The following is an 18,450-nucleotide window of genomic DNA, read 5'->3' as shown; positions in this document are numbered from 1 at the left end:
TTTAAGATATTAAACAAAGTTTTATTTTTAAGTAAATAAAAATTAGCGATTATATAGTAATATTTATTTTAGTTGTTCTAAATATACACAAGAAATCTTTTATTTAAGTATTTTTTAAACTTTGTTACAATTTGATACAAATTATTTTAATTTATTTAAAAATTCTTCTAAGCTATTATCTATATCCTCTTGATTTATACCATCTTGTAAAGCACCTTTTTTTACACTATTCTTAAAAAGTTTTTCGATACTTCCATCTTCTAACAAAGCATATACAAAATAATTACTTTGAGAATTATCGTTTAAACCTAGAGATTTTACAAATGATCCATCTGAATCATTTATTAAAGGAATTCTTGAATTTTGATACATGTTTTCTAACTCACCATTGATTGCTATTTGTTTAATTAACCAAGGAGTATTTGAAATATTTGCTATTAACACTATATTCTTATCTGTTTTTTTATATAAATCTTTAAAAATAGCTAAAGAATCATGATTTAAAACAACAAGATATGTTTTTTCAGCATTTTTAAAAAATTCATCTTTTTTAGTATACGGATTTTTCCCGACAACATCAAAAAACTTTGGAAGAAAAGAAAATGATAGCTCTTGTTTTGTATCCTTTTCAATGCTAAAATCTGGCATTGTTAAATATACTAATAATGCAAATCCAACTAATCCTAAAAAAACTACTTTTATTGTATTTTTCATTCTAATCCTTTTGTTTTCTAGCCCATCTTGAAAACAGTCTATAGTTTGTAATATTATCATCTAATATCTTATTATTTATAACTGAATCTACTAAATTTGAAGCTAAGTATAAAGATAATACAAATCCTCGTCCACCTACGCCATTAATAGTATAAAGATTCTCATATAAAATCAAGTTTTCATTTTTTATATGTGTCCCATTTTTTATATGAGGATACTTAATAAAACTATTTTTACTATCAACTAATTTCCCAACCATAGGAAAATAATCAATACTAGAAGCTCTTGAACCTATTTTTATATCAATAATCTCTACATCTTCTAGTTTTTTTATATTATTTGCTTTTTCTAATAAATCATTTGTATCTTTATTAATTATCTCTAAAGTTTTTTCATTATGCTTTATCTTATTAATATTTTTTAATTTTAAATTATATGAAGAATCTTGCATATTATCTTTAAATCTATTATGAGTTGCTCCTATAGATATAAGATTTTTACCTTTTTGTTCTATACTTTTTGACAAAGAACATTCTTGATGATAATTTATATCAACTTTTGTAGAACTTAAAATATCTATTTTTTGTCCCCAAACAGCTCGAATATCAAAATATGGTTCATTTATCAATGTTATATCTGCACCTGTACATAAAAATAGCTTTTTTGCTTCAATTTCATTATTTATTTTCCAAATATTATTTTGTTGTTCTATTTTTAAAACTTCATAATCAAATAGTTTTTCTACATTTTTAGATAATTCTTTACAAATTTGATAAGAGTTTACAACGCTTCCGATAGGAAAAAAATAACCTTTTTCAAAAGCTTTAAATTCAAAATCCATAAAAGGAATATAACTCTTAAATTTTTGAGCATCTTCTTCATTTTTAGGAATTCTACAAGTTCCAACATTTTGAATAAAATCAGGAAAATCTTTTTTATATATTTCTAAAGAAAAATTTAAAGCTTTTGTAACTAAATTTTTAAAATCATTTGGTTTTCCTAAAAGTGGAGATAAAAAAGCTCCAGCTGCACCACTTGCACCAAATGCTACATCAGAATTTTTATCTATTAATAAAATATTATTTGAATGCTTATTTAAAAAATAAGCTAATGAACAGCCACAAATACCTGCTCCGATAATTATATAATCATATTTTTTCATAAAAAAGAGTATAGCAAAATTTTATAAAGTAAGTTTTAAATATTAATTGATAGAATACAAGATTATTTTAAAAGGTAGTTTATGAAGATTTTAGTTACTGATGATTCAAAGATGGCAAGAAAGATGGTAATAAGAACTATTGAAGAAGCCTTAAAGCAAGAATATGAAATTTTTGAAGCACAAAATGGTCAAGAGGCATTAGATTTGTATAAGGAACATAATCCAAATATTACTTTTATGGATTTAACTATGCCTATCATGGATGGTTTTGATGCTTTAAAATATATAAAAGAATTTGATAACAGTGCTAAAGTTGTTGTAATTTCAGCAGATATCCAAAAGCAAGCAGTAGATAGAGCTATAGAATTAGGTGCTTTTAATTTTATAAAAAAGCCTATTGACATTAATAAAATGCAACAAATTTTACATAAATTAGTATCATAGGTTAAGTTTATGGAATCAAATATTATACTAACTGAAGATGAACAAGATTGCCTTCAAGAATTGATGAATGTTGCTTATGGTAGTGCAACAGCTGCAATCACTGAGATTTTAGATGCTTTTGCAAAACTTAGTATTCCTAAAATTAAAATAATTGACGCTTCAAATTTAAAAGCTTATTTATCAAAAGAATTAAACCTTGAAAATGAACATTATATAGCTCTTCAACAAATCAATGGTCATTTAAGTGGTGAAAATATGTTTTTAATTGATAAAATATCTGCAACTAATATGGCAAATAAATTTGGATTAAATGAAAATGAATTAAATGATGAAGATATTTGTGATATAACGTTAGAAATAACAAATATTTTATCATCTTCAACTATAAGTAAATTAGCTGAAGATATAGAAACAAATGTATCTTTTTCTGCTCCAACAATAAAAGTTATAAATTCAATAACTCAATTAAATAACCTTTTTATAAGTAACTATGAAAAAGTTATTATTATATCTACAAAGTTAGAATTTGAAGATTTAAATATTCATGGTGAATTATTTATTTTGACAACTGATAACTCTATTTTATTCATAAAAGAAAAATTAAATAAAATTTTGGAAGAATTTTGAAGTTGAGAAAAAATAAATTTGACATAATAAGTAATACTGTTGATAATGGAATTATTGTACTAAATAAAGATTTGAAAGTTTTATTTTGGAATAAATGGCTTGAATTAAGAACTGGAATTTTTAGTTCATCTATTTTGAATAAAAGTATTTTAGACTTTTACTCAAATATTGATGAAAAAAGATTAAAAAGAAAAATTATAACTTCTTTAAAACTAAATTCTCCTACTTTTTATACTCCACAAACAAATGATTATTTAATTAATATTGAATTAAAAAATGTTGCGGACAAGGTATTTAATCAAATGCAACAAAGTATAACAATCTCTCCTTTGGATATAGAAGATGAGCTAGTTATTTTATATATTTATGATGTAACTTTATTAAGTGAAATTAATTTTAAGCTAAAAGCTGCAAAAGAAGAACTAAACGAAAAAAATGAAGAGTTAAGACTTATTTTAGATACAACAATGGAAGCAATCATTATCTTTAAAGATAACAAGATAGTTGATTGCAATAAAATTGCCTTAGAACTTTTAAGTAAAGAAAATCGCTCTGATTTAATAAATAAAAATTTTAATGATATAATTTTTGACCAAAATATAGTAAAAAGTATAAATAAGGATAGTATAGAAACAGTTATAATAAGAGAGGACAATACAAAATTTAGTGCTGTTATAAATATAAAAGATGCATTTATAAATAATCAAACATTTAAAATTTTAACTATTATTGATATAGAAGATATAAAAAGAAAAGAAAATCTTATGGCTGAACAACAAAAACTAGCAGCTATGGGAGAAATGATAGCAAATATAGCTCATCAATGGAGACAACCTTTAAATATTATTTCAATAACAGCATCAAATCTAAAACTAAAAAATGATTTAAATGCTTTAAATAGTACAAATCTAGAAGATTCACTAAAACTAATTTTAAAAACAACAGAACATCTTTCAAATACAATAGATACTTTTAATGATTTTTTAAAGATAGATAAACATAAATCTATGTTTAATGTAAATGAAAATATCAAAAGTAGTATATCTTTAATAGAAGATTTTTTTAAGAAATTTAATATAGAAATAGTTTTGGATTTAGAAGATGATATTTTTATTTATAATGTAGATAATGAATTTTCTCAAGCTGTAATCAATATTTTAAATAATGCTAAAGATGCTCTTAACTTAAATTTAAAAGAAAATGATATGAGAATTATCAAGATTAGTACAAAAAAACTTGATGAATTTGTTGAAATTTCTATTTGTGATAATGCTTTTGGAATAGATAATGATATTGTAGATAAAATATTTGAACCTTATTTCACAACAAAACATCAATATCAAGGTACAGGACTTGGTTTATATATGACAAGAAAAATTATAAATCAAAGTATGGGTGGAGATATAAGTGTAAAAAATATTAAATTTTTACATAACAATATTGTATGTAAAGGTGCTATGTTTAGAATTCAACTTCCTTATAAAGTTGATTGACATTGACTCAACCTTTGTGATATAATCCTATTTTAAATATTTAAATATTTTATTAATATAGGATTAGGAAATGGCAAAAAGTTTATATGAAACATTAGAAGTTAGTGAAAATGCAACTGCTGAAGAGATAAAAAAAGCTTATAGAAAACTTGCAAGAAAATATCACCCTGATGTAAATAAGGATCCAAAAGCTGAAGAAAAATTCAAAGAGATAAACGCAGCTTATGAAGTCCTAAGTAATCCAGAGAAAAAACAACAATATGACCAATATGGTGATTCTATGTTTGGTGGACAAAACTTTAGTGATTTTGCAAGAAGCCAAGGTAATGGAGTTGATTTAGATGAAATTCTAAGACAAATGTTTGGAGGAGCTGGTGGTTTTGGTGGTGGCTTTAGTCGTGGTGGTTTTGGAAATTTTGGTTTTGATGAACCAGATTTAGATACAAATGCACAAGTTACAATTCCTTTTGAAGTAGCAATTCTTGGTGGAAAACAACACATATCTTTAAATAATGACTCATTTGATGTAAAAATTCCAGAAGGAATAGAAAGTGGACAAAAGATACGAGCAAAAGGTAAAGGGAAATCATATCAAGGACAAAAAGGTGATTTAATACTAAAAATAAATGTAGCCTCAAGTTCAGAGTATACGAGAGAAGGAGATACTCTAACAAAATATTTTGACATACCTCTAAAAACTGCACTTTTTGGTGGAAAAGTTGATATAAAAACAATTCATAAAGATATAACATTAAAAGTTCCACAAAATACAAAACAAAATCAAAAATTTAGAGTAAAAGAACTTGGAGTTCTAAATAGAAAAAGTGGGATTAAAGGTGATTTATATTTAAAAGCAAATATTGTTTTACCAAAACTTGAAGATTTAGATGAAAATTTAGTAAAAATGATGGAAGATAAACTTCCAATTAATTAAAGGAGTTTTATCTATGGAAAAAAACAGTTATATAGAACCTGTATATTTAATTTCTGCTGTTGCAGAAATTTTAAATATTCATCCACAAACTCTAAGACAATATGAACGAGAAGGTTTGATAAAACCAAGTCGTACAAATGGTAAAATAAGACTTTATTCACAAAAAGATATTAATCACATAAAATATGTATTAACTTTAACTAGAGATTTAGGGGTAAATCTTGCTGGCGTTGATATTATTTTACAATTAAATAAAAAAATTGAAGAATTAGAAAATGAAGTAGAACTCTATAAAAGTAAAATTCAAAATATAAATTCTTTAAGTGTAGTACCTGATAAGAAAGCTTTGGTTGTACAAAAATCAACTTTTGAAATGGTAATTGTAAGAAAATAGTAAGTATTAATTACTTACTATTTTCTTCATCTAGAATAAAATTTTTATTTTTATATATAGAATGAACAAAAGCTAATGTTATAGGAACTATTGCAAAAGTTGTTATGAGCATTGGAGGTAAATGATAAAAAATCTGCACCATCATAGATAAAGCCAAAAGACCAATACTCCACATAGCACCATGTTCTAAATAAATATATTTTGACACAACTTCTTTTTCAACCATATAAATTGTAAGACTTCTTACAGCCATTGCTCCAACACCAAGACCAAGCATAATTATTACAATATTTTGTGTAATAGCAAATGCTCCTAAAACTCCATCTAATGAAAAACTCATATCAATAAGTTCAAGATACATAAAAGAGATAAATCCTCCACTTAATTTTGTAATATCAGACCCTTGCTCTTCATTTTTATTTTCTATAACACCTTTTAAAAGTTCAAGTAAATAAAAAGCAATAACACCAATAATCATAGGAACTAAAATCTCTATTTTATTTACTACTACCATTTTATCACCCATTACCACTTCATTTGGTGCTATATATGTAATACCTAGCATTAAGAACATTACAAACAATGCTTTTATATCACCAACTTTTGAAAGTTTTACTGCAATATTTTCAATACTTTTTATCCAATGTATATCTTTATTTTCATCAAATAAAAACTTTAGAAATAACATTAAAAGAAACATTCCACCAAAAGACATAATAATATGATGAGAACTCTCTATTATTTTTTCATATTCAGCTGGATTATTAATCGCAAGATTAAAGGAATCAACAAAGCCCATAGAAGTTGAAAAATAGACTATTAGAATAGGAAATACAAATCGTACTCCAAAAACAGCTATTATCATACCCCAAAGAAGAAATCTTTTTCTCCAAATTAAAGCCATTGTTGCTAGAATCGTTGCATTTACAACAGCATTGTCAAATGATAAACTTAGTTCTAAAACAGAAAGTATTGTTCCTTGATAAACGGCAAAGAATCCACCATATAAAAATAGTAAAACAGTTGCAACAAACCAAACAACAAAAAAACCATAAAAATACGAAATAATTGATTTTTGTTTCAAATTAATCCCTTAAAAAATTTTCGCTATTGTATCAAAAATTTTTAAATTTAAGCTATTTACTTTAAATTTTATTATATATCTATGTAAATAAATTTACCAATAATTCTACTTATAAATAACTATAATTAGTTATTAACATATTTTTAGATAGCATATAAACTTTAACTTTATAGGAAAACAATATAAATATGGCATTAATCGACCTTCAAAATATTTCAAAACAATACGATACAAAAGTTATTTTAAAAAATGCAAATTTTACTTTAAATAGTAGTCAAAGAGTTGCAGTTATTGGACAAAATGGACAAGGAAAATCAACTTTATTTAAAATAATTATGAGAAATTTAGAACCTGATAGTGGTGAAATGGCTATTGATAAATCAATAAAAATAGAGATGCTTGATCAACAACCAAAATTTGAAGCAAATTTAAGTGTAAGAGATGCAATAGAAAATCAGCTAGCAGAACTAAAAAATGCTAAAACTGAGTATGAAAAAATAACAAATCTTCTTATGACAGATTATGAAAATGAAGAACTTTTAAGAAAACAAAGTGAACTAGCAACATTCATAGATTTTCATAATGCATGGGATTTAGATAATATGATTGAACGAGTTTTAATAGAATTTCAATTAAAACAGTATGAATATAAAGATGTAAATATGCTAAGTGGTGGGGAACAACGTCGTGTTAGTTTAGCTGGATTAATTTTAAAGAAGCCTGATGTTCTACTACTTGATGAGCCTACAAACCATCTTGATGTTTATATGGTTGAGTTTTTAGAAGAGTTACTTTTAAAAAATAATTTTACCCTACTTTTTATTTCGCATGATAGATATTTTATAGATAACATAGCAACAAGTGTAGTTGAAATAGATGGTGGAGAACTTAGAAGATTTAACGGAGGATACTCATCATATTTAGAACAAAAAGCACAAATTTTATCAAATATGCAAAAAGAACATGAAAATCTTTTAAGAATGGTAAAACAAGAAGCTCATTGGATGCAACATGGAGTTACTGCAAGAAGAAAAAGAAATGAAAGAAGAAAATCAGAATATTTTGAATTAAAGAAAAAAGCAAAAACAAATCCAGCTGCTATTAGAAAAATGAGTTTAGAGCTTCAAAGAGAGCAAAAAAGCTTTAATAGTGAAGAGAAGCAACAAAATAGAAAAAAAATGCTTTATGAATTAGATAATATTTATAAAACTTTAGGAGAAAAAGAACTAATAAAAGACTTTACAACTAGAATTTTGCAAAAAGACACTATTGCAATAGTTGGCCCAAATGGGAGTGGAAAATCAACACTTCTTAAAATATTTATGGAAAAATTAGAAATTGATAATGGAAAATTTAAAAAAGGAGATTTTGAAATAGGATATTTTGACCAACAACGAGAGATGCTAGATGATAATAAAACTATTATGGAAGTTTTCTGTCCAAATGGTGGAGATAGAGTTGTACTCGATGACGGAAGAAATATGCATGTTTTTGGCTACTTAAAAAATTTTCTATTTCCCAAAGAGTATCTAGATAAAAAAGTTGGAGTTTTAAGTGGTGGAGAAAAAAACAGAGTTGCTTTAGCCTTACTTTTTACTAAAAGAGTTGATTGTTTAATACTAGATGAGCCTACAAATGATTTAGATATCCCTACAATAAATATACTTGAGGAGTATTTACAAAATTTCCAAGGAGCTTTAATATTTGTTTCTCATGATAGATATTTTGTTGATAAAATAGCGAAAAAACTATTTGTATTTAAAGGAAATGGTCATATTATGGAAAGTTTTCAACCATATAGTGAATATTTAGAAATTGAAAAAGAGTTAGAAGAATTAGACTCTTTAGAGTTTGAAATTCAAAAAGAAAAAAACACTCAAGCTTCATTTAAAGAGCCTAAGAAACAAACAAAGTTATCATATAAAGACCAAAGAGAATATGATAATTTACCAAATGAAATAGAAGATTTAGAAAAAATAATAAAAGAATTAAATGATTGTTTAGCGAATCCAAAATGTTATGAAGAAAAAGGAATTGTATCTTTATCCACTGAATTAGATAAAAATAAGGAAATCTATGAACAAAAAGTAGATAGATTTTTAGAGCTTGAAGAATTAGTAGAAAGTTTTAACTAAAAAAATAATATAATCAAAAGTTAAAAAAGGAGAATAAATGAGTTTAAAAGAACAATTAAATGAAGATTTAAAAAATGCTATGAGAGAAAAAGAAATTGTAAAAAGAGATTCAATACGTGCAATTAATACTATGATAAAACAAATAGAAGTTGATGAAAGAAGAGTTTTAGAAGATGATGAAATCATCAAACTTATTCAAAAAGGGATAAAACAAAGAGAAGAGGCAATTTCTCAATATAGTGCTGCTTCAAGAGATGATTTAGTACAAAAAGAAAAAGAGCAAGTTGATATTTTCATGCAATACTTACCAAAGCAATTAAGTGATGATGAACTTGAAATTGGCATGAAAGAAGTAATAAATCAAGTTGGAGCCACAACTATCAAAGATATGGGTAAAGTTATGGGAGCTGCTTCAAAAAAATTTGCTGGTGTTGCTGATGGTAAAAGAATAAATGAGATGGTTAAAAAACTTTTAGCTTAAGGTTATTTATCTGAAGTTTAAAGAGAAAACAATGGATAAATACGCAAATCAATATATAACATTTACAATAAATGATGATAATGGTATAAAACAATTAAGAATAAAAAAGAAACCTTTAATTTATACTATTTACACTATTTTAACAAGTTTAGTTATATTAATTTGTGCTTTTATTTTTGTAAATATTACACTTATTCAATTAGATAAAGATAGGCTTGAAATAGAATTAGAATTAGTTGAATTTAAAAGAATTAATGAAGAGTTAAATAATCTGATAAGTCAAACACAAATGGAACTTCATGAGAAAAAAGAAGAGATTAGTGAAGCAACAGATTATCTTACTAAAATTGAGTCAATTATTGGAATATCAACAGAAAATGAACTTCCATTAAAACAAAGAGTTGATATCGCAAGACTAGATTCAGAACAAAAAATGACACTTTTACAACTAATTCCTAGTGGTTCACCTATGGAAAAAGTAGATATATCTAGCTATTTTGGATATAGACACCATCCTATTTTAAATAAAAAAGCATTACATTTAGGAATTGATTTAAGAGCACCAATAGGAACACCTGTATTTGCTACAGCAGATGGAATAGTAGAAAATGCTGCATTTGATAAATTTAATGGAAATTTAATCACTATACAGCATATTTATGGATTTAAATCATATTATGCTCATTTAAATAAAACTGTAGTAAAATCAGGATCTTTTGTTAAAAAAGGTGATCTAATAGCATACTCTGGGAATACTGGTATGAGTAGTGGTCCTCATCTACACTATGAGGTACGTTTTTTATCCAAATCACTTAATCCTCTTACTTTTGTAAAATGGGATTTAACAAATTATACAGAAATTTTTGAAAAGGAAACAGAAATATCATGGGAATCTTTAGTAACAGCAATCAATCACATCAAAATACAAGATCCGACTCCTCAACTACAATTATCACTGCAGGAACTGAAATAAGAGGTGATATCAAATTATCTTGTAACTTATATATAGATGGATATTTTGAAGGTAATATTGTATCTGAACAAGAGATAAATATAGGAAAAGAAGGAAAGATAAAAGGTGAAATTATAGCTTTAAGAGTTATAGTTCAAGGTTTAGCAGAAGGTTCTATAAATGCAGATAGAGTAGATATAAAACCTGATGGAAAAGTAACTGGTTCAGTAATATCAGAAGAGTTTGTAATAGAAGCAAAAGGAATTTTTGAAGGAAATAGTTTAGTAAAAAGATCAGAAGAAAATACTATTAAAAATACTACTCCTAAAATAAAAAAAGAAGAAAAAGAAAAGAATACTTCTGATACTCAAATAGATAAAGTTCTATAAAAAATTTAATATAAAATTATATTAATTCTTATTTTTTAGATATAATTTAAATCTTAGCCTAAATCCAGCCTAAGATTTAAATAACTTTTAGTTTTAAGGTAAAAATATATGAAAAATTTTTTAAGCCAATTAAATGATATAGAATATAATGAAGCTATTGAAAATAAGATTGATTCTTTAGAAAAAATTATACAGCTTTTACTAAAAAGAGTTCATCCTCATAATGTAGAAGTTATAGTTGATATTTTAAAACAATCTATTACTCCATCAATTAGCCAAGACAATGATAATAATATAGATATTTTATTTGATGAATTAAAAAACAATCCAAATCTTATTTTTGAAAAAAATATTCAAATTAAAATTGAAAAATTAATTATACAACGATTTGAAAAAGATAAAAAACTTGTTATTCAAAAAACAGAAGATATATCAAAACTTGTTTTACTTATGGAAGAATATTTCAATGAAGCTATTTTTAGTAGTGGTAATGGAACTAAAAAGGTTTTAAATATAAAAGAAAAAATCCAAGCTATAGATTTAAGAAATGGTGGAGTTGGAGTTCTAGAAAAATTACAAAATGAATTAGTTTTAGCTGCTACTTCTATAGAACAAGAGATGACTAATGTAACAAATAAACTTGAAAGTGGAAAATCTAAAATAGAAGAGTTAGAAGAAAAGATTAATAGTTTAGAAAATGAACTAAGTAGAACAAAAGCAGAAAACAGAAAAGATTTTTTAACTCAAATTCTTACAAGAAAAGCTTTTAATGAAGAAGTTACTAAAATTGAAAGTTCATATAGTAGATTACAAACTCAATATGCTGTAGTATTTTTCGATATTGACCATTTTAAAAATATAAATGATACTTATGGACATGAAGGTGGCGATGTAGTACTTTCCACATTTGGAAAAATTTTAGATAAAAGTATAAGAGATCATGATTTAGTTGGGCGTTATGGTGGTGAAGAATTTATAGCAGTTGTTCATTTTAATCTTGATAGAGAACTTTTAATGTTTTTAAAAAGGATTAAAAGTGTTGTTACAGAAAATAGCTTTATCTATAAAGATAAAAAAATAAAACTTACATTTTCAGCTGGAGTAGCTATACGAAATAAATATCCAACTTATGAAAATACTGTTCAAAAAGCTGATTCTTTACTTTATAGAGCAAAACAAAGTGGTAGAAATAAAATTTTATTAGATAATGGAATTGAGATTTAAAAAAATCTCATTTTCTTTAATATTTCATAAGTTTTTGTCACATCATAAGTTGCACTGTGATATTTTGAAGGATCAAATTCTATTCCATAATATCTACAAACTTCATCTAACTTTGGATTTTTAAGTCTTCCTATTTTATCATAAACTTTTACTATATGTTTATTTTCTTTCATAGTACAAATATGTTTATCAAATTTTACTCTTTTATCAATATGTCTTAACTCAAAATCAATATTATGTGCTATTAGAATATTACTATTTTTACAAAAATCTTCAAAATCCAAATCCTGTGCAAAATATGAACTATAATTTTTATCTTTTCTATAATCTAATATAAGTTCTGGGGTTAATCTATGAACAGCGTAAGAGTATATATTTAATGGATATCTTGAAAGATAATATCTATGAAACTTGTCTAAAATATTAAAATTCTCATCTATCCTTACTGCTGCAACTTCAAAAATATCACCAATATTTTGAGTATTCGTTTCAAAATCTAAAATTATCATTTTAATTTTTGTTCTTCTCTTATTTTAGTGATAGATTTTCCACCAATATAGTAATTATCTGTATTAAATTCTTCTATTAATACAACTGCATTTGAAGCTGAACGATTAAAAATTTTACTAAAAAGTTCAGTTATACCTTTAGATAATTCCTCCTTCTGTTCTATAGTAGCTCCTCCATCTTCTTTTGTCATTTTTACATTTATAACTGGCATTTTATTTCCTTTTTAATTTTAGTTATAATATCATTAAAAATGATGTTAAGTCAAATATAAAATTATGATTAGTGATATAAGGAAAAATGATATGGATTCAAATTTATTAAAAGTTTTTGTTGAAGTTGCAAATGAAAAAAGTATATCAAAGGCCGCTATAAATCTAGGTTTTGCTCAATCAAATGTAACTTCAAGGATAAAACAACTTGAAAAATCAATAGGAATCTATTTATTTCACAGAGTTCCAAAAGGTGTAATTTTGACAAACGAAGGAGAAAAACTATATTCTCATGCACTAGAAATTGTAAAAAAAATAGAACTTATTAACTATGAAATGAAAAATATTAAACAACAAGAGCATTTAATTATTGGTTCAACAGAATCAAATGCAAGTACAAGATTAATCTCATTTTTATTACAATTAAATAAAGATTTTCCAAATATGAGTTTAGAACTTATAACAAATACAACTAAAGAAACTATAAAAAATATATTAGAATATAAAGTTGATATTGCTTTTATTAGTGGAGAACCAAAAACTGATGAGATAATTATTTTAAATAAAATAGATGAAAATATAGTTTTAGTTGAACCAAAAGATAAAATATGTCCAAATACTTTTTTATCGTTTAAGAATGGTTGTTCTTATAATGAATTTGGAAAAAACTATATAAAAGATTTTTTAAATGAAGATTTTAAGCATTTAGAATTTGGAAATTATGAAACCATCTTAGGTTGTATAAAAGCTGGTATGGGTAAAAGTATTTTACCATTTAGTATAGTAGAAAAACTAAATTATACAAAAGATTTAAAGGTTACTAAAATACCTAAAAGTATAGTAGATATCCCTACTTTTATGGTATGTAGAAAAAACTATACTCCTAGAATTCAAAAATATTTAGAAGAATTTAAATTCTAGGATTTTTATTTATTTCAATGCGTTTTTAAAACTTCTAAGTTCATCTTTGATTGAAGGAACTCTCATAAAATGTTCTCCAATCAAAAAAGCATCTGCTCCAACTTTATGAAGTCTTTTTATTACTTCTATATCACTAACTCCAGATTCTGCAACAACTATTTTATCTTTTGGAATAAGAGGAATTAACTTATCACATAAAGTCATATCCATCTCAAAAGTTTTAAGATTTCTATGATTTATTCCTATGATCTCTGCTCCACATTTTAATGATTTTTCTAAATCTTCTAAATCATGAATTTCAACTAAAACTTCTAAATCTAAACTTCTAGAATACTTATATAAATAGTTTAATTCATCTTGATTTAAAGCTTTTGCTATAAGTAATATAAAATCTGCTCCATATATTAAAGCTTCAGCTATTTGGTACTTATCAATTATAAAATCTTTTCTTAAAAGTGGAATGTTTGTAATATTTTTAATCTCTTTTAAATATTGCAAATTTCCTTGAAAAAAGTGAGGTTCAGTCAATACAGAAATTGCATTTGCACCATTATCGTTGTACTCTTTTGCTATTTCTAAAGGATTAAAATCATCTTTTATCACACCTTTACTTGGACTTGCTTTTTTAACTTCAGATATTATTCTAATAGGTTCATTTTTTGAAGACTTTAAAAAACTTTTAGTATCTTTTGTTTTATAACTATTTTCTTTAATTATATTTTCAAGTTCTTCTAATGAAATACTCTTTTTTCTAAGTTCTAAATCTTCTTTTGTTTTATTTATAATTTTTTCTAAAATCACTATTTACACTCCTTTATTTTTTCCCAATGAAGTTTTATTTCTTCATCTTCTAAACCTATTTCATCAACTATACGTTTCATATTTTTAAAAGCTTCTTTACAATTCTTATTTTTATATTCACCCCAAGCTAAAGTATCTATAAAAGCAATATTAGTTGGATCTTGTTCTAATGCTTTTTTTACTAAAACTAAACCTTTTTTTACATCAATATCATAATCAATTAGCAAATATGCTAAATAATTTTGGTAAATAGGATTTGTTGAAGTTTCCAAAGTCATATTAAATTTTTCTATTACACTTTTTAATGAATTTTTCTTATCTTCTGATAATTCAAACTCTATAATAGCTTGTTGCCCTAAATATTCAGAATTAGAACTATGTTGATATAACTTATTTAAAAGAGAATAAGCCTTTTTAGGTTGATTTGTTCTTTTATAAAGTTCTAAAAGTAGATCATCTTCTATACTATTTTGTTCTAAAAACAATATTAACTCTTCAAATTCGAAGTTTTGAAACATAAAACGGATAGTTTTATTTAATTGCATTTCATCTTCACTATGTTTATAGTATAAAAACATATCTTTTAAAAGATTTTTTATCTCTTCTTTTTGTCCTAAAGTATCATAAAAAGCTAGTAATTGTAAAGATAAATTAAAGTTATAATCACTTTTTGGAAGATACGCTTTTAAACTTTTAATAGCTTCTTCTTTTTTTTCTAAATTAAAAAATTCTAAATTTGTAATAGTTTGCATTATAGTATCAGAAACTTGATATTTTAATGCTTTTTGCAATGTTAAATATGATTGCTCAAATTCTCCTTTTGAAGCATAAACAGCACCTAAAAGTTCATAATTTATACTATTTTTATAAAGATTAGTTAATTTTAAAGCATTCTCTAAAGCTTTGTCAAAATCTTCTAATTTTAATAAAGAAAAACTATAAAGTCTTATTAAAATTTCTTCTTCTTTTATATTTGGTATAAAATATTTCTCTATACTTTGTTTTACTGCTTCATAGTCTTGAAACTGTGTTGCAATAGTAATATGTTGTACTAAATACTCATATTTATTTGTATTTTCAAATAGTTTAAGATATATATCTTTTGCTGCTTCATACATTCTAATATTTTCCATTTCTAAAGCATACATGATATAATAATCTTCTAACTCAAATGGTTTTGATTCTACCTTTGTAAAATCTCTTTGTTTATCATCTTTCTCTACGATAGATTGTTCTTTTAAACTGCAAGAAGCAAGAAAACCTATTATAAAAAAGGCTATTAAATATTTCTTATAGCTGGGCACTCTTTATATACCTCTTCAATATTATTTTTAAAATAGTCCCAAAATGGAAAAGTCCTACATTGGGTAGGTCTATATTCATAAATAGAACACTGTTTTTTATTTAAATCAAAAAAACAACAAGCAAAACTATTTTTACCTAATTTTACCTCTTTTATACTATATTTATACCCTACTTTAAAAAGATATTTTTCTTTTAATTCTTCAATACCTAGTTTAAAGTAGTTTGATAAATTTTCAATCTCATTTTTATTTATCCAAATATAACCACTATCTCCAATACAACAATTCCCTTGGCAAATATTACAAACAGATGGTTTAAAAGCAAAATTATATCCATCTTTTTTTATTAAATCACTCAAATTCTACCTTTATACTATGTGTTCCTAGTTCTTTATAAATATCTTCAACTTGTTTTGTAAAGTTTGAGTTATCATCAAATACTATCAATGGATTCATAACCTTCAATAATGATTTTGAATTCTTTTTTGCATAAACTAAAACTAAACTAGCCTCTTTTATTGATTTTGGGTGAACAAATTGTAAAGATTCTAAATTGAAATTAAACTCATTTAAAAATAAAATAATATCATTTAACTGCTTGCTATCATAACAAAAAAATAGTTTTCCATTATTTTTTAATATACATGAACTTTTTTTTATGAACTCTCTCAATGGCATAGAAGTATTATATCTTGCAATTTTTAGTGATAAATTTTCACTCTTTATTACATTTTCATGGTAAAAAGGAGGATTTGATACACAAAAATCAAACTTCTTAGAAAAATCTAAATCTAAAAAAGAACCTTTATGTAAAATTGCATTGATTTTATTTGTCTTTGCATTTTGTTGTGAAAAAAATTGAAAACTACTTTGAATTTCAGATTGATTCAAATTTAATTTTTCATACTTTTTAGCCAACAAAAGTCCTAATATACCACTTCCACTACCAATATCTAAAACATCACCTTTTATATTTTTATATTTTTCTAAGCATTTACATATAAAATTAAATAGAAAGTGTGTATCACTATTATAACAATATCCATTTTTAGGCTGATATAAAACCAAAAATATTCCTTTTTTAAAATCTTTAGATTATATCTAAAATATTTAAATATTATCTTTTAGTAAAATAAGGAAAGTTATAGTATCATACACGCTAAATTATATATTTTATAAAATTTAATTATATTTTAAATAAGGAAAATTATGTCAAATATTGAAGCTCCTTTAAATATCCCTGTATGGGTAGATGAAAGTAGATGTAAGGCCTGTGATAGATGTGTATCTGTTTGCCCTGCTGGAGTTTTAGGAATGCGACAAGATATTCACTCAACACTTGGTTCTATGGCAACTGTTGTTCATCCAGAAGCATGTATTGGCTGCAATGATTGTGAATTATCTTGCCCAGATTTTGCAATTTTTGTATCAGATAAAAAAGAGTTTAAATTTGCAAAATTATCTTCTGAAGCAAAAGAAAGACAAGAAAAAATAATAAATAATAGTTATAAAATTTTAGATGAAGATAAAAAGGTTTAATAATGTCAAGAGAGCTAATATCAACTGGAAATGAGTTAGCAGCATTAGCTGCTGTAGACTCAAAATGTGAATTTTTTGGTGGGTATCCTATTACTCCATCAAGTGAGATAATGCATGAGTTATCATCAGCTTTACCAGCAAATGGTGGAGTATCTATACAAATGGAAGATGAAATATCTGGAATTTGTACAGCATTAGGTGCATCAATGTCTGGAAAAAGAGCTATGACAGCAAGTTCTGGACCTGGAATATCACTTAAAGCTGAGAACTTAGGACTAGGATATATAGCAGAAGTTCCACTTGTAATCGTAAATGTAATGAGAGGTGGTCCGTCAACTGGACTTCCAACAAGAGTTGCTCAAGGAGATATTTTACAAGCAAAAAATCCAACTCATGGAGATGTAAAATCTATTACATTAGTTCCTGGTAATTTATCTGAATGTTATACTGAAGTTGCAAGAGCTTTTAACTTAGCAGATAGATTTATGCAACCTGTTTTTGTACTACTTGATGAAACTATAGGGCATATGGCAGGAAAAGCTACGATTCCAGATTTAGAAGAAATACAAAAAAATATAGTTTTTAGAAAAAGATTTGATGGTGATAAAAAGGACTATAAACCTTATGGTGTTGGAGAAGATGAACCAGCAATTTTAAATCCTATGTTTGAAGGGTATAGATATCACTTTACAGGACTTCATCATGGACCAACAGGACATCCAACTGAAGATGGAGCAATGTGTGATGCATTAATGAAAAGACTATTTAAAAAAGTAGAAGCACATCTTGATGAAGTAGAATCGAATGAAGAATATATGTTAGATGATGCAGATATTATGATTATTGCTTATGGTTCTGTTTCTTTAGCAGTAAAAGAGGCTATAAATAGACTTAGAAGAGATGGTATAAAAGTTGGTATGTTTAGACCAAAAACAATTTGGCCAAGCCCAGCAAAAAGGTTAGATGAACTTGTAAATAAATTTGAAAAAGTTTTAGTGGCTGAACTTAATATGGGTCAATATACTCAAGAGATACAAAGAGTTTCTGGAAGAAGAGAATTTGATACACTTTTAAAAGCGAATGGAAGACCTCTATCTCCACTAGAGATTATTGAAAAAGTAAAAGGAATGTAA

General features: G+C 25.2%; 22 protein-coding genes. 13 read left to right on the top strand and 9 right to left on the bottom strand.

Annotated elements, in window-relative coordinates:
* Positions 1 to 141 precede the first annotated feature (141 nt).
* Both ALANTH_RS04705 and ALANTH_RS04700 read right to left on the bottom strand, forming a co-directional pair.
* Positions 142 to 714: a hypothetical protein gene (locus tag ALANTH_RS04705; RefSeq protein WP_026807946.1), complete on the bottom strand. Its 573-nt coding sequence runs from the start codon at positions 712 to 714 to the stop codon at positions 142 to 144.
* Position 715: 1 nt separating this feature from the next.
* Entirely contained in the window at positions 716 to 1,876 is a 1,161-nt protein-coding gene (locus ALANTH_RS04700) for an FAD-dependent oxidoreductase (protein ID WP_026807947.1), read from the bottom strand.
* An 81-nt stretch (positions 1,877 to 1,957) separates the two neighbouring features.
* Here ALANTH_RS04700 and ALANTH_RS04695 point away from each other — a divergent pair, with 81 nt between their 5' ends.
* The 5 genes from ALANTH_RS04695 (at position 1,958) to ALANTH_RS04675 (ending at position 5,768) form a co-directional block, all read left to right on the top strand.
* Entirely contained in the window at positions 1,958 to 2,320 is a 363-nt protein-coding gene (locus ALANTH_RS04695) for a response regulator (protein WP_026803701.1), read from the top strand.
* A 9-nt stretch (positions 2,321 to 2,329) separates the two neighbouring features.
* Positions 2,330 to 2,947: a chemotaxis protein CheC gene (locus tag ALANTH_RS04690; RefSeq protein ID WP_026803700.1), complete on the top strand. Its 618-nt coding sequence runs from the start codon at positions 2,330 to 2,332 to the stop codon at positions 2,945 to 2,947.
* A 2-nt stretch (positions 2,948 to 2,949) separates the two neighbouring features.
* Positions 2,950 to 4,440 (top strand): PAS domain-containing sensor histidine kinase, encoded by a 1,491-nt coding sequence (locus ALANTH_RS04685; RefSeq protein ID WP_172658496.1) that lies wholly within the window; start codon positions 2,950 to 2,952, stop codon positions 4,438 to 4,440.
* Positions 4,441 to 4,510: 70 nt separating this feature from the next.
* Entirely contained in the window at positions 4,511 to 5,374 is an 864-nt protein-coding gene (locus ALANTH_RS04680; protein WP_026807948.1) for a DnaJ family protein, read from the top strand.
* Positions 5,375 to 5,387: 13 nt separating this feature from the next.
* Complete coding sequence (locus ALANTH_RS04675) at positions 5,388 to 5,768, top strand: heat shock protein transcriptional repressor HspR (protein ID WP_026803697.1); 381 nt, start codon at positions 5,388 to 5,390, stop codon at positions 5,766 to 5,768.
* Between the two features lie 10 nt (positions 5,769 to 5,778).
* Here ALANTH_RS04675 and ALANTH_RS04670 read toward each other — a convergent pair whose 3' ends face one another.
* Complete coding sequence (locus tag ALANTH_RS04670; RefSeq protein ID WP_026803696.1) at positions 5,779 to 6,852, bottom strand: DUF475 domain-containing protein; 1,074 nt, start codon at positions 6,850 to 6,852, stop codon at positions 5,779 to 5,781.
* Positions 6,853 to 7,040: 188 nt separating this feature from the next.
* Between ALANTH_RS04670 and abc-f the strand changes: the two genes are divergently transcribed.
* From abc-f to ALANTH_RS04645, 5 genes are all read left to right on the top strand, one after another.
* A complete protein-coding gene (gene abc-f / locus ALANTH_RS04665; RefSeq protein WP_026807949.1) occupies positions 7,041 to 8,987 on the top strand; it encodes a ribosomal protection-like ABC-F family protein in 1,947 nt (648 codons plus the stop codon).
* Between the two features lie 37 nt (positions 8,988 to 9,024).
* Complete coding sequence (locus ALANTH_RS04660) at positions 9,025 to 9,468, top strand: GatB/YqeY domain-containing protein (RefSeq protein WP_026803694.1); 444 nt, start codon at positions 9,025 to 9,027, stop codon at positions 9,466 to 9,468.
* A 31-nt stretch (positions 9,469 to 9,499) separates the two neighbouring features.
* On the top strand, positions 9,500 to 10,441 hold the full coding sequence (locus ALANTH_RS04655; protein WP_026807950.1) for a M23 family metallopeptidase: 942 nt from the start codon (positions 9,500 to 9,502) through the stop codon (positions 10,439 to 10,441).
* A complete protein-coding gene (locus tag ALANTH_RS04650) occupies positions 10,354 to 10,809 on the top strand; it encodes a bactofilin family protein (RefSeq protein WP_081801330.1) in 456 nt (151 codons plus the stop codon). Before ALANTH_RS04655 ends, ALANTH_RS04650 begins: the two co-directional genes overlap by 88 nt.
* Before the next feature lie 108 nt (positions 10,810 to 10,917).
* The gene (locus ALANTH_RS04645) at positions 10,918 to 12,033 is read left to right on the top strand and encodes a GGDEF domain-containing protein (RefSeq protein WP_026803691.1); all 1,116 of its coding nucleotides are present in this window, start codon (positions 10,918 to 10,920) and stop codon (positions 12,031 to 12,033) included.
* Here the strand turns inward: ALANTH_RS04645 and ALANTH_RS04640 are convergent.
* Both ALANTH_RS04640 and ALANTH_RS04635 read right to left on the bottom strand, forming a co-directional pair.
* Entirely contained in the window at positions 12,030 to 12,542 is a 513-nt protein-coding gene (locus ALANTH_RS04640) for a 3'-5' exonuclease (RefSeq protein ID WP_026803690.1), read from the bottom strand. The two genes, ALANTH_RS04645 and ALANTH_RS04640, sit on opposite strands and share 4 nt — an antisense overlap.
* Entirely contained in the window at positions 12,539 to 12,754 is a 216-nt protein-coding gene (locus ALANTH_RS04635) for a tautomerase family protein (RefSeq protein WP_026807951.1), read from the bottom strand. Before ALANTH_RS04635 ends, ALANTH_RS04640 begins: the two co-directional genes overlap by 4 nt.
* A 91-nt stretch (positions 12,755 to 12,845) precedes the next feature.
* Between ALANTH_RS04635 and ALANTH_RS04630 the strand changes: the two genes are divergently transcribed.
* A complete protein-coding gene (locus ALANTH_RS04630; protein WP_026803688.1) occupies positions 12,846 to 13,673 on the top strand; it encodes a LysR family transcriptional regulator in 828 nt (275 codons plus the stop codon).
* Between the two features lie 9 nt (positions 13,674 to 13,682).
* Here the strand turns inward: ALANTH_RS04630 and trpC are convergent, their stop codons facing one another.
* Genes trpC through ALANTH_RS04610 form a run of 4 tightly spaced genes read right to left on the bottom strand, consistent with a single transcriptional unit; the run spans position 13,683 to position 16,846 of the window.
* Positions 13,683 to 14,474, bottom strand: coding sequence for an indole-3-glycerol phosphate synthase TrpC (trpC, locus tag ALANTH_RS04625; RefSeq protein WP_026803687.1), 792 nt, complete (start codon positions 14,472 to 14,474; stop codon positions 13,683 to 13,685).
* Positions 14,474 to 15,778, bottom strand: a complete 1,305-nt coding sequence (locus ALANTH_RS04620; RefSeq protein ID WP_026807952.1) for a tetratricopeptide repeat protein — start codon at positions 15,776 to 15,778, stop codon at positions 14,474 to 14,476. The genes trpC and ALANTH_RS04620 overlap by 1 nt, the downstream gene beginning before the upstream one ends.
* On the bottom strand, positions 15,754 to 16,137 hold the full coding sequence (locus ALANTH_RS04615) for a YkgJ family cysteine cluster protein (protein WP_026803771.1): 384 nt from the start codon (positions 16,135 to 16,137) through the stop codon (positions 15,754 to 15,756). Before ALANTH_RS04615 ends, ALANTH_RS04620 begins: the two co-directional genes overlap by 25 nt.
* The gene (locus ALANTH_RS04610) at positions 16,130 to 16,846 is read right to left on the bottom strand and encodes a tRNA1(Val) (adenine(37)-N6)-methyltransferase (protein ID WP_026807953.1); all 717 of its coding nucleotides are present in this window, start codon (positions 16,844 to 16,846) and stop codon (positions 16,130 to 16,132) included. Before ALANTH_RS04610 ends, ALANTH_RS04615 begins: the two co-directional genes overlap by 8 nt.
* 141 nt (positions 16,847 to 16,987) lie before the next feature.
* Here ALANTH_RS04610 and ALANTH_RS04605 point away from each other — a divergent pair, with 141 nt between their 5' ends.
* The gene (locus ALANTH_RS04605) at positions 16,988 to 17,317 is read left to right on the top strand and encodes a 4Fe-4S binding protein (RefSeq protein WP_026803684.1); all 330 of its coding nucleotides are present in this window, start codon (positions 16,988 to 16,990) and stop codon (positions 17,315 to 17,317) included.
* A 2-nt stretch (positions 17,318 to 17,319) separates the two neighbouring features.
* Positions 17,320 to 18,450: a 2-oxoglutarate synthase subunit alpha gene (locus ALANTH_RS04600; protein ID WP_026803683.1), complete on the top strand. Its 1,131-nt coding sequence runs from the start codon at positions 17,320 to 17,322 to the stop codon at positions 18,448 to 18,450.

The organism is Aliarcobacter lanthieri (assembly GCF_013201625.1).
Lineage (GTDB): Bacteria > Campylobacterota > Campylobacteria > Campylobacterales > Arcobacteraceae > Aliarcobacter > Aliarcobacter lanthieri.
Note: the sequence above shows the minus strand (reverse complement) of the source record. Positions and strands in the feature narration are given on the sequence as shown.

Coding starts and splice junctions, on each gene's coding strand:
- ALANTH_RS04705 (WP_026807946.1), bottom strand. CDS start 714: ATGAAAAATACAATAAAAGTAGTTTTTTTAGGATTAGTTGGATTTGCA.
- ALANTH_RS04700 (WP_026807947.1), bottom strand. CDS start 1,876: ATGAAAAAATATGATTATATAATTATCGGAGCAGGTATTTGTGGCTGT.
- ALANTH_RS04695 (WP_026803701.1), top strand. CDS start 1,958: ATGAAGATTTTAGTTACTGATGATTCAAAGATGGCAAGAAAGATGGTA.
- ALANTH_RS04690 (WP_026803700.1), top strand. CDS start 2,330: ATGGAATCAAATATTATACTAACTGAAGATGAACAAGATTGCCTTCAA.
- ALANTH_RS04680 (WP_026807948.1), top strand. CDS start 4,511: ATGGCAAAAAGTTTATATGAAACATTAGAAGTTAGTGAAAATGCAACT.
- ALANTH_RS04675 (WP_026803697.1), top strand. CDS start 5,388: ATGGAAAAAAACAGTTATATAGAACCTGTATATTTAATTTCTGCTGTT.
- abc-f (WP_026807949.1), top strand. CDS start 7,041: ATGGCATTAATCGACCTTCAAAATATTTCAAAACAATACGATACAAAA.
- ALANTH_RS04660 (WP_026803694.1), top strand. CDS start 9,025: ATGAGTTTAAAAGAACAATTAAATGAAGATTTAAAAAATGCTATGAGA.
- ALANTH_RS04655 (WP_026807950.1), top strand. CDS start 9,500: ATGGATAAATACGCAAATCAATATATAACATTTACAATAAATGATGAT.
- ALANTH_RS04650 (WP_081801330.1), top strand. CDS start 10,354: ATGGGAATCTTTAGTAACAGCAATCAATCACATCAAAATACAAGATCC.
- ALANTH_RS04645 (WP_026803691.1), top strand. CDS start 10,918: ATGAAAAATTTTTTAAGCCAATTAAATGATATAGAATATAATGAAGCT.
- ALANTH_RS04640 (WP_026803690.1), bottom strand. CDS start 12,542: ATGATAATTTTAGATTTTGAAACGAATACTCAAAATATTGGTGATATT.
- ALANTH_RS04635 (WP_026807951.1), bottom strand. CDS start 12,754: ATGCCAGTTATAAATGTAAAAATGACAAAAGAAGATGGAGGAGCTACT.
- ALANTH_RS04630 (WP_026803688.1), top strand. CDS start 12,846: ATGGATTCAAATTTATTAAAAGTTTTTGTTGAAGTTGCAAATGAAAAA.
- ALANTH_RS04605 (WP_026803684.1), top strand. CDS start 16,988: ATGTCAAATATTGAAGCTCCTTTAAATATCCCTGTATGGGTAGATGAA.
- ALANTH_RS04600 (WP_026803683.1), top strand. CDS start 17,320: ATGTCAAGAGAGCTAATATCAACTGGAAATGAGTTAGCAGCATTAGCT.